The sequence below is a fragment of the Trinickia sp. genome (genome assembly GCF_035492435.1).
Lineage (GTDB): Bacteria > Pseudomonadota > Gammaproteobacteria > Burkholderiales > Burkholderiaceae > Trinickia.
This window is the reverse complement of the sequence record NZ_DATJJF010000142.1, coordinates 23,875-34,511: the sequence shown is the minus strand read 5'-3', so window position 1 is coordinate 34,511 and position 10,637 is coordinate 23,875. Positions and strand designations below refer to the sequence as shown.

At 61.0% G+C, this 10,637-nt stretch carries 7 protein-coding genes; 3 read left to right on the top strand and 4 right to left on the bottom strand.

The features are described from left to right. Positions 1-399 precede the first annotated feature (399 nt). The 4 genes from VL598_RS10930 to VL598_RS10915 all read right to left on the bottom strand — a co-directional run bounded on the left by VL598_RS10930 (position 400) and on the right by VL598_RS10915 (position 3,869). Positions 400-864: a GNAT family N-acetyltransferase gene (locus VL598_RS10930; protein WP_325326729.1), complete on the bottom strand. Its 465-nt coding sequence runs from the start codon at positions 862-864 to the stop codon at positions 400-402. Positions 865-992: 128 nt separating this feature from the next. Next, positions 993-1,754 (bottom strand): ABC transporter permease, encoded by a 762-nt coding sequence (locus VL598_RS10925; protein WP_325326728.1) that lies wholly within the window; start codon positions 1,752-1,754, stop codon positions 993-995. Then, positions 1,751-2,680 carry an ABC transporter ATP-binding protein gene (locus tag VL598_RS10920; RefSeq protein ID WP_325326733.1) on the bottom strand — a complete coding sequence of 310 codons (930 nt, stop codon included), beginning with the start codon at positions 2,678-2,680 and terminating at the stop codon, positions 1,751-1,753. The genes VL598_RS10925 and VL598_RS10920 overlap by 4 nt, the downstream gene beginning before the upstream one ends. Positions 2,681-2,774: 94 nt before the next feature. Then, a complete protein-coding gene (locus VL598_RS10915; RefSeq protein ID WP_325326727.1) occupies positions 2,775-3,869 on the bottom strand; it encodes a porin in 1,095 nt (364 codons plus the stop codon). 998 nt (positions 3,870-4,867) lie between these two features. Here VL598_RS10915 and VL598_RS10910 point away from each other — a divergent pair. From VL598_RS10910 to VL598_RS10900, 3 genes are all read left to right on the top strand, one after another. Next, positions 4,868-5,692: an IclR family transcriptional regulator gene (locus VL598_RS10910; protein WP_325326726.1), complete on the top strand. Its 825-nt coding sequence runs from the start codon at positions 4,868-4,870 to the stop codon at positions 5,690-5,692. A 390-nt stretch (positions 5,693-6,082) separates the two neighbouring features. Next, complete coding sequence (locus VL598_RS10905; RefSeq protein ID WP_325326725.1) at positions 6,083-7,492, top strand: MdtA/MuxA family multidrug efflux RND transporter periplasmic adaptor subunit; 1,410 nt, start codon at positions 6,083-6,085, stop codon at positions 7,490-7,492. Between the two features lie 12 nt (positions 7,493-7,504). After that, the gene (locus VL598_RS10900; RefSeq protein WP_325326724.1) at positions 7,505-10,636 is read left to right on the top strand and encodes an MdtB/MuxB family multidrug efflux RND transporter permease subunit; all 3,132 of its coding nucleotides are present in this window, start codon (positions 7,505-7,507) and stop codon (positions 10,634-10,636) included. The last annotated feature ends 1 nt before the right edge of the window (position 10,637 follow it).

Genomic DNA, 10,637 nt, shown 5'->3' with positions numbered 1-10,637 from the left:
TGTAAATTTTTAAAGATCGCGTCGCTCAACTGTCGCACACCGAACCGACTACCGTTCGGCGCTGCGCCGTCTTGCGTTGCTGCGTCAGCAGCAGAGAAACGAGATTATGCAGACTGTTTCGTCAGGCGTCAAGCGTTTTTTCATCACCGCTTGCCTCGCCGTCGACCGTCACATGCTCGCTACCGCTTAACTCCGCATGCCGCCCACGGCCCGCCACCTACTTCCTGCGTTCCCGCTTCTCCCCGCGCCACCGTTACCGGGAAGCGCGAAGGAGCGTGATTCTAGGCGGCTTCGATGTGCCTTGCAAGAGAAATCGACAAGCGCTAACGATGCCGGCTGTAGGTCGGCTTTTTGGATGGTGTCACGTCCGAATGTTCCGCCTGACCGCAGGCGAACACATCAGGACTCAGGACGTTCCATTAGCGAGCCACCGGACGGCGCATAGACGTCGGGCCGATGCAGTTCCATATACCGCTCGGGATGGGCCAGCGCCTCGAACCCATGCTGCCGATAGACGCCATGTGCGCCCGTCGTGACCAGGACGATTCTGCGAAGCCCCTTGAGCAGGTCGGCCCCGAAGATGTGATCCATCAGCGCGGCCGCATAACCCCGCGAGCGATATTCCGGGAGGATAAATACATCACAGAGATAACCGAACGTGGCCATATCCGTCACCACACGGGCAAAGCCAATCTGGCAGCTGCCCAGATACGCACCGAAGCAAAGCGACCCTTCGATCGCACGCTCGACCGTTTCCCTCGGGATACCCTTGGACCAAGCAGCGTGATCGCGGAGAAACGCGTGTATGACATCGATATCGAGTTCCTTTTTATCGCTCGATATGCGCAATGAGCCGATTGTCATTTTTAGCTCTTTAGGATTGGGGCATCGACTGCCGACTACCTACCCGATACGCCAAAAACTGGGCTGACCAGAAAAAACGGTGCGAGCTCAACCCAGTGCAACGTTTAGTCAAACCGGCTTTTACCACCTCAACTCTTAAGCCGATACCCCGTCTTGAAGATCCAGGCGACGATGCCCATGAAGATCAGCAGGAAAGCAGCGGTCATCGCAAGACTGACGCCCACGTGCACATCGGCTACCCCAAAAAAGCTCCAGCGAAAGCCGCTGATCAAATAGACGACGGGGTTGATGAGTGCAATGGTGCGCCAGACAGGCGGCAGCACACCGATCGAATAGAAACTGCCGCCAAGAAACGTGAGCGGCGTAACGATGAGCAGCGGGATCACTTGCAGCTTTTCGAAGCCGTCCGCCCAAATGCCGATGATGAAGCCCAACAGGCTGAACGTGACTGCAGTCAGCACCAGAAAAAGCAGCATCCAGGCCGGATGCACGACGTGTAGCGGCACAAAGAGCGTCGCCGTTGCCATGATGATGAGGCCGAGCATGATCGACTTGGTGGCCGCGGCACCGACGAAGCTCACAACGAGCTCGACATACGAGACAGGCGCCGACAACAACTCGTAGACCGTCCCCGTGAACTTCGGAAAATAAATGGCAAACGACGCGTTCGTAATGCTTTGCGTGAGCAGCGACAACATGACGAGCCCCGGCACAATGAAAGCGCCGTAGCTGATGCCGTCGATCTCGCGAATGCGAGATCCGATTGCCGCACCGAACACCACGAAATAGAGCGAGGTTGAGATGATCGGTGAGATGACACTCTGCATGAGCGTGCGCCAAGTGCGCTCCATCTCGAAGACATAAATCGCGCGGACGGCGTGCAGATTCATGAGTTATCCCGGACCAGGTCCACAAAAATGTCTTCGAGCGAGCTTTGCCTTGTCTGCAGATCCTTGAAACGAATGCCGCCCGCTTCGAGGTCCTTGAGCAACGTGACGATGCTTGCGCGCTCAGACTGAGTGTCGTCGTAGGTGTAAGTAAGGGCCCAGCCGTCGGCGGAGAGCGTCAGCGCATAGCCCGCCAGCTGCGCCGGCACGCCCGCGAGCGGCGCTTCGAGATGCAGCGTGAGCTGCTTCTTGCCAAGCTTGCGCAAGAGCTGCGTCTTCTCCTCGACGAGAATGATCTCGCCGCGATGAATCACGCCGATGCGGTCGGCCATCTCCTCGGCCTCTTCAATGTAATGCGTCGTGAGGATGATCGTGACACCGCTTGCCTTGAGCTCGCGCACCAGCGCCCACATGTCGCGCCGCAGCTCGACATCGACGCCGGCCGTCGGCTCGTCGAGAAAGAGCAGTGTGGGCTCATGCGCAAGCGCCTTGGCGATGAGCACGCGCCGCTTCATACCGCCCGAAAGCGCCAGGATACGGCTATCCTTCTTCTCCCAAAGCGACAGCGAACGGAGCACGCGTTCTACGTAAGCCGGATCAGGAGGCTTGCCGAATAGCCCTCGGCTGAACGACACCGTCGAAAACACCGTCTCGAATGCGTTCGTCGACAGTTCCTGCGGCACCAGTCCGATCATGGCACGGGCGCGCCGGTAGTCGCGCACGATGTCATGGCCATCGACGAGTACACGCCCTGCACTCGCATTGACAATTCCGCAAACGATGCCGATCAGCGTCGTCTTGCCGGCGCCGTTCGGGCCAAGCAACGCGAAGATTTCGCCGCGATTGACTTCAAGGTTGACACGCCTGAGCGCCGTGAACCCCGTCGCGTAGGTCTTGCTGACATCGGTAATGGTCAGTATCGGTCGCATGATGCGCGACGATAGCAGAAACGCGTGCAATCCGCGCCCCGGTAATTCGTCCATACGCAACGCCAAAGGCGTTAGCGCGGCAGGTCCATAGTATCTAGAAGCTCGTCGACAATCCGATTCGCACAAGCGTCTGCGAGCTGTTGGCTCCCGCAGCAGCAGCCTGTGGCACGATATTGATCCAGGCTTGCGTCGCGTCGGTGTCGCCGCTCGCGTGCTGATAGATGGCCTCGACGTACGCAAGCGTGTGCTTCGAAAAATGGTATTGAATGGCGCCGGTTATCTGTTGCGCGTGATTGTCGGTCAGCACGGCATTCCCACCCATGAACGTGTAATCGACACCGATTGACCACGGCCCTGTCATGTTCCACATCGCGCTCGCCTTATAGACGTTGATCTGCGCTCCGCTCGCTGTATTCGCCGTGTTCGTATAAAGCAGCATCGCAATGATTTTCTCGAACTTGTAGTGCGCGCCGAACCCGAAGTTGCGGATGCCGGCGTGGCCATTGTCGAGTTGCGGATACTTGACCTCGACGTACGCTGCACCCAATCCGAGCGGGCCGTTCACATAGCTCAGGCCGAAGCTCGTCGTCGAATCAACAGAGAACGCGCCCGGCACGCCGCCGAACCCGTATAGCGCGCCGAAGGTGAATCCTTCGATCTCCGGGCTGCGATACTTGACTGAATTCGACACGCGCGTCCCTCCCGCCATGCGATCAAAGTCGAAAGAGCCGGTCGGATTGTCGGGTATGCCGAGTGCGGCGAAAGGCCCTTGGCGGAAATCGTAAATGCCGCCGAACAAAAACGCACCGTCGAACACCCCGAGCGTCAGCGTGTCGAACATGAAGTCGTACTGATTGCCGAGCGTCAGCGTACCGAACCGGTCACTCGAGAGCCCGACCAGCGCTGTGCGGCTGAATATATCGCCGGAGCCCGGGATCGTTGCCCCGTTACCCATGTCGAACTGCGAAGTCAACTCGAAGAGCGCTTTATTGCCACCACCGAGGTCTTCGGTGCCCTTCAAGCTCAACATGTTTGGGACATAGATGCCGCTATCGAATAACGCTCCGGCTGCGCCATGCTGATTGCTCACGTAAGTGACGCCCGCATCAATGACCCCCGTCAGCGTCACGGTGCTCTGCGCCAGCGCGAGCGTAGGCGTGGACAACGCGCATACGCACGCCCATTTCATCCGCCCCCCCTTACCCGACACACACTCTTTATCGCCTCTGGACATTTTTTAGTTATCTCTAAAGATCTACCGTCGGCTCGCCCCCCTGATCGGACATCGGAGCGGACATCGGCTGAAAAGGCATCGAACAAAGCGCGGATGGATGGCTGCCTGGCGTGAACTGCGCACATAGTCAATTTGTCGTCAAAATAGACGTGCGGACAACCAGTTCTGTTTTTCTGCCACGCTGCAGCCAGCGAACGGCGTCAAGACGAGTGGCGCGGTTGGAAAACGCGTGACGCAAAGCCACGTACCCTGCCGAATAACGCTTGTCCTGATGGACGATAACGTCTCAAGAACCTTTGCCGAGTCTTTCTTCAGAGCAGAATTCGCTTGGCGAGGTGCCGGGTTCGCGTGGAAACAAATCGCGCAGGCTGGCCGGGCGGGAGCCAAAACAGCGCGCAATGGTGCTGATCGGTTGTCCCTGCGCCAGATGGGATACCGCAATTACGAGTTGCCCGACGGGCTCCCCCTAAATACTTTTTAACGACTGTCCGAACGAAGGGGGCCATTTGTCCGATTGCCCAAAGCAACCGACTCGCAACATTGCCTCTGCTTGACCCTGCAGCGATTTGGGGAACGACTTTCCCCTCATAGGGCTCATAAGGAGGTCGCCCGAATGGGCGAACAAAAAAAAAGCGCCACGTGACGTGGCGCCGTAAAAAGTTCTAGCCATTCCGAGGGCCGTGCTAGAACCTGAGAGACAGGTATCGGAGCGTCGCATCCACATAACATGTATGCGTTCCGAAATGTGATTCCATTTTTTATCTTTCCGCCCACGAAGTCAAGATAATTTTTTCCGATTTGTTAACAGGTGCCCCTTGTAGGGAAACGATTACAATCACGTCAGGAAGCACTTATTACCGAATGCACATCGATGACCGCTGCCTTTCACCCTACGGTGAATTGCAAAATGCGAAACGACATTTCAAAACCGTCAGATTACCCCCCTCAGCACCATGTCCCTACCCGCCAGCGCACCGACGACAAAGAAAGCTCCAAGCTCCGGCGAAGACATCAGCGCCCTTGTCCGCGGATTAGCCGTGCTGCGCGGTGTTGCCGCGGCCGGTGCACCAATTAGCAACCGCGAACTCGCCGAGCTCACCGGCATCCCGAAACCGACGGTGTCGCGCATCGCAGCCACGCTCGTCAACGCGGGTTTCTTGTTGCAGTTGCCCGACAGTGAGCGATTTGTGCTGACGGCCGCCGTGCTTGAGCTCTCGCATGGCTTTCTGCGCAACTTCGACATTCGCTCGCGCGCCCGCCCGTATCTCGTCGAATTGGCCGAGCGCACGTCGCTGTCGATTAACCTGTCGGCCCGTGATCGCCTGGACATGGTCGTCATTGAAGCCGTGCGGCCTCGCAGCGCGATCCTCGTCACGCGCCTCGAGATCGGCTCGCGCATGGACCTGGCACGCACGGCCGTGGGTCGCGCCTACCTTGCCGCACTCGCCGCGCCGGAGCGCGCCGAGCTACTGGCGTGCCTGCAAGTCGCACACGGCGACGAATGGCCACTCGTTCACGCTCGGTTACAGCCCGCCCTAGCCGAGGCACGATCAAATGGATATGCCGTTGCAATCGGCGACTGGTTTGAAGGACTGAACGGGATTGCGGTCGGCTTCGTCGGTCCATCGGGCGAGCGGTACGCCGTCGGCGGCGGCGGGGCGGCCCACCTGCATTCACGCGAATGGCTGATCGATCACGGCGTGCCGGCGTTGATCGACTGCGTTGAGCGGATCGTCGCCGAAATCGGCGGTGCCCCGCATCTGCGACTCAACGACTGACAACGTCCGCCCTTGCCCCGGCGACGACGTCGCGCACCGCCGAGCGCCCTTCAGTCGAGAGGAAGCCCCTTCGACGAGATTCTGCCGGCTTCCTCGACAACGGCCGCCCCTCAGATACACCGGGCCACGCTACCAGGCTAATCGTCAACGCGGCCAATCTGAAATGAAATCGTAACCTTTCGAAAGAAAATCGAGTGGACGCCAGGGTGGCGCTCAACGTAGCATCATGCAACGCAGCGGCGCCATGCCGCGCCCTCCTCGCGCCAGCCGCCAAACCCTTCGCCGTGCGGAATCGGCCCCTGGGCTCGTGTTTTGCCGTGCGCTGACATTCGTACTCCCGGCTTGCGTATTCCTACTCCGATTACACGCATCGCATACGCCTTAGGACCGATGGCAGAACAAGACAACCCGACCGACACTCGCCCGCCCGCCGCCCCAAACGGAGCGCCGATCGAAACCGCGCCCCCCTCGGCGCGCGCGCGGCCCTCGAGACGCAAATACGGCGCGTTGGGCGCGGCGCTCGTGGTCGTCCTCGCGGTACTCGTGTGGTGGCACCCCTGGAGCCGGATGAGCCCGGCGGGACCGAGCGCGACGGGCGGGCCGCACGCCAGCCACGGCGGCCCAGGCCGACCCGGCGATCTACCGCAGCCCGTGCAAGTAGCAACAGCCACCACCGGCGCCATGCCGATCGTCTTGACCGCGCTCGGCACGGTCACACCGCTTGCCACGGTTACCGTCAAGTCGCAGCTGGCCGGCTATCTTCAGAGTGTCGAGTTCCGCGAAGGCCAGATGGTGAAACAGGGTGATCTGCTCGCGCAGATCGATCCACGGCCCTATCAAATCTCGCTCGCCAACGCCGAAGGCGTGCTCGCCAAGGACATGGCATTGCTCGAGGAGGCCCGGCTCGACCTCAAGCGCTACCAGACGCTGCTCGCGCAGGACTCGATCGCACGTCAACAAGTCGAGTCGCAGGCGTCGCTCGTCAAGCAGTACGAGGGCCAAGTGAAATCGGACCGGGCGAACATCGAAACCTTCAAGCTCGATCTCACCTATGCGCGCATTATCGCGCCAGTGTCCGGCCGAGTCGGACTGCGCCAAGTCGATGCGGGCAACTACGTGACGCCTTCCGATGCGAATGGGATCGTCGTCATTACGCAGTTGCAGCCGATCAGCGTCATCTTCACAACGTCGGAAGACAATCTGCCCGCCATCATGAAGCAGCTGCGAGGCGGCGTGAAGCTGACGACAACGGCCTATGATCGCAACAACGCCACGTCGCTCGAGACCGGCTCTCTCGATACCGTCGATAATCAAATCGATACGACAACGGGCACGATCAAGCTGCGCTCGTTGTTCCCCAACGCTGATCTGTCGCTGTTCCCGAATCAATTCGTCAACGCGCGGCTGCTCATCGATACGATCGGGAACGCCGTCATCGTGCCGACTTCCGCCGTGCTGAACGGCGCCGCAGGCCCTTTCGTCTATGTCGTGAAGCCCGATAGCACTGTCACCGTGCGGCACGTCAAAACGGGCCCCGTCGACGGGGAACGCGCCAGCATTGCCTCGGGCCTCGCCGCTGGCGAGCGCGTCGTCACTGACGGCTCCGACCGGCTGCGCGAGGGCGCCAAAATCACGATACCGGCCGAACACCCCGGGGCGGCATCCGGTGCGGGTATAAAGGGGACGAAAGGTACAGAGGGTATCGCGGGCGCTGCCGCCGCGTCCGAAGCTTCCGCCGCGGCAGGCGCTTCACATGTGCACGGCCAGCATCGCCGGCATCCGCCGCCGGGCAATCCGTAAAACGGGTCGCGCATGAACCCCTCGCGCGCCTTCATCCTGCGCCCCGTCGGCACCGCCTTGCTGATGGCGGCCATCATGCTGGTCGGCCTCGTCGCCCTACGTTTTTTGCCGATTTCGGCGCTGCCCAACGTCGACTATCCGACCATCCAGGTGCGGACCTTTTATCCCGGCGCAAGCCCAGAGGTCATGACGTCCTCGGTGACCGCGCCGCTCGAGCGGCAGTTCGGCCAGATGCCCTCGCTCAGTCAGATGGCGTCCCAAAGCTCCGCCGGCTCGTCGATCATCACGCTGCAGTTCAGCCTCGATCTGCCGCTGGATGTGGCCGAGCAGGAGGTGCAGGCCGCCATCAACGCGGCCGGCAACCTGCTGCCGTCGGACCTGCCGGCGCCGCCGATCTACGCGAAGGTCAATCCGGCCGACGCGCCGATCCTCACGCTCGCGCTCACGTCCAAGACGATGCCGCTCACCGAGATCCAGAACCTGGCGGACACGCGTCTCGCTCAAAAGATCTCGCAGGTGGCGGGCGTGGGGCTCGTGAGCTTGAGCGGCGGGCAGCGGCCCGCCGTGCGCATTCAGGCGAACCCGCTCGCGCTGGCCTCGTACGGCCTGAACCTGGACGATCTGCGCACAACGATCTCGAACCTCAATGTCAACACACCAAAGGGCAACTTTGACGGCCCGACGCGCAACTACACGATCGATGCGAATGATCAGCTGACCGATGCCGACGCCTACCGAAGCGCCGTCATCGCCTACCGGAACGGCCGGCCAGTGATGCTGACCGATGTGGCCAAGATCGTCGACGGCGCGGAGAACGTCCACCTGGGCGCCTGGGTCAGCACGCCCGCGGGCACTCAGCCCGCGATTCTCTTGAATGTGCAGCGTCAGCCCGGGGCCAACGTCATTCAAGTGGTCGACAGCGTCAAGGCGCTGCTCCCGCAACTGCAGGCATCGCTGCCCGCCGCGCTCGACGCGTCCATCGTGACCGACCGGACAACGACCATTCGCGCCTCGGTGCGCGACGTGCAGGTCGAGCTTGCAATGTCGGTCGTGCTGGTCGTGCTCGTCATGTACCTCTTCCTCGCGAACGTCTATGCGACGGTGATCCCGAGCCTGTCGGTGCCGCTTTCGCTGATCGGCACACTCGCCGTGATGTATCTGTGCGGTTTCTCGCTCGACAACCTCTCGCTGATGGCGCTGACGATTGCGACGGGGTTCGTCGTCGACGATGCCATCGTGATGATCGAGAACATCGCGCGTTACGTCGAGGACGGAGACTCATCGCTCGAAGCTGCGTTCAAAGGGTCCAAGCAGATCGGCTTTACGATCATCTCGCTGACGGTATCGCTGATTGCGGTATTGATTCCCCTGCTCTTCATGGGTGACGTCGTCGGGCGGCTCTTTCACGAGTTCGCGATCACGCTCGCGGTGACGATCGTCATCTCGGCCGTCGTCTCGCTCACGCTCGTGCCGATGATGTGCGCGAAGCTGCTGCGCCATACGCCCCCGCCTGAGAGCCACCGTTTCGAGGCCAAGGTGCACGCCGTCATCGACACCGTCATCGCGCGCTACGGCGTTGCACTCAAATGGGTGCTCGCGCACGAGCGCCTGACGCTATTCGTCGCCGTGCTGACGCTTGTCCTGACGGGCGCGCTCTATGTCGTGGTGCCTAAGGGCTTCTTTCCTGTGCAGGACACCGGCATCATCCAGGCGATCACGCAGGCGCCGCAGTCAGTCTCGTACGGCTCGATGGCCGAGCGCCAACTTGCGCTCGCCGACGCGATCCTGCGCAATCCGAACGTCGAGAGCCTGACCTCGTTCATCGGTGTGGACGGCACCAACGTCACACTCAATAGCGGCCGCATGCTCATCAACCTGAAGCCGCACAGCGAGCGCCGTGAAAGCGCGACGCAGATCATTCGCACGATCAAGGCCGATACGGCGAACGTCCCAGGCATCGCACTTTACATGCAGCCCGTGCAGGATCTGACGATCGATTCGACCGTGAGCCCCACGCAGTATCAGTTTTTGTTGACTAACCCAAACCCCGACGAGTTGGGGACTTGGGCGACGAAACTCGTCGAGCGACTGAGATCAGCGCCCGAGCTGGCGGACGTCGCAACCGATCTGCAACAAAGCGGCCAATCCGTCTTCGTCGAAATCGATCGGGCGACAGCCGCTCGCTTCGGCATTACGCCAGCGACCGTCGACAACGCGCTATACAGCGCATTCGGCCAGCGCATCGTGTCGACCATCTTCACGCAGTCGAACCAGTATCGCGTGATTCTTGAAGCCGAGCCGACGATGCAGCATTACGTCGATGCGCTCAAATCGATCTATCTGCCCTCCTCGGTGGCGACGACGGGACAGGTGCCGCTCACCGCCATTGCGAGGTTTATCGAGCGCCCCGCGCCGCTTCTGGTCACCCATCTCGGCCAGTTTCCGGCAACGACGTTTTCGTTCAACCTCGCGCCCGGGATGTCGCTCGGCGCCGCGGTCAAGGCGATCCAGCGGGCGCAGGCCGACATCGGCCTGCCCGCTTCATTTCAGATCCGCTTTCAAGGCGCGGCGCTCGCGTTTCAGGCGTCGCTCGCGAACGAGCTTTTCTTGATCCTTGCCGCCGTCGTGACGATGTACATCGTGTTGGGCGTGCTCTACGAGAGCTTCATTCACCCCATCACAATCTTGTCGACGCTGCCTTCGGCTGGCGTCGGCGCGCTGCTTGCATTAATCATCTCGGGCCACGACCTCGACATCATTGGCATTATCGGCATCGTGCTTTTGATCGGCATCGTGAAGAAAAACGCGATCATGATGATCGACTTTGCGCTCGAAGCCGAACGCGAAGGAGGCAAATCGCCGCGCGATGCGATCTATCAAGCGTGCCTCTTGCGCTTCCGACCGATCCTGATGACGACGATGGCGGCGTTGCTCGGCGCCTTGCCGTTGATGCTCGGCACCGGCGTCGGCTCCGAGCTGCGTCATCCGCTCGGCATCGCGATCGCCGGGGGCCTCGTGGTCAGCCAGTTGCTGACGCTCTTCACGACGCCCGTCATCTACCTTGGCTTCGATTCGCTCGCGAGGCGCATCTCAGCGCGCTTCGGCCGGCATCCCGCGCCCGGCGTGAGCGACACGGGGGCGTGAT

Excerpts from the sequence above, each read along its gene's own strand:
- VL598_RS10930 (WP_325326729.1), bottom strand. The coding sequence starts at position 864 with ATGACAATCGGCTCATTGCGCATATCGAGCGATAAAAAGGAACTCGAT.
- VL598_RS10925 (WP_325326728.1), bottom strand. The coding sequence starts at position 1,754 with ATGAATCTGCACGCCGTCCGCGCGATTTATGTCTTCGAGATGGAGCGC.
- VL598_RS10920 (WP_325326733.1), bottom strand. The coding sequence starts at position 2,680 with ATGCGACCGATACTGACCATTACCGATGTCAGCAAGACCTACGCGACG.
- VL598_RS10915 (WP_325326727.1), bottom strand. The coding sequence starts at position 3,869 with ATGAAATGGGCGTGCGTATGCGCGTTGTCCACGCCTACGCTCGCGCTG.
- VL598_RS10910 (WP_325326726.1), top strand. The coding sequence starts at position 4,868 with ATGTCCCTACCCGCCAGCGCACCGACGACAAAGAAAGCTCCAAGCTCC.
- VL598_RS10905 (WP_325326725.1), top strand. The coding sequence starts at position 6,083 with ATGGCAGAACAAGACAACCCGACCGACACTCGCCCGCCCGCCGCCCCA.
- VL598_RS10900 (WP_325326724.1), top strand. The coding sequence starts at position 7,505 with ATGAACCCCTCGCGCGCCTTCATCCTGCGCCCCGTCGGCACCGCCTTG.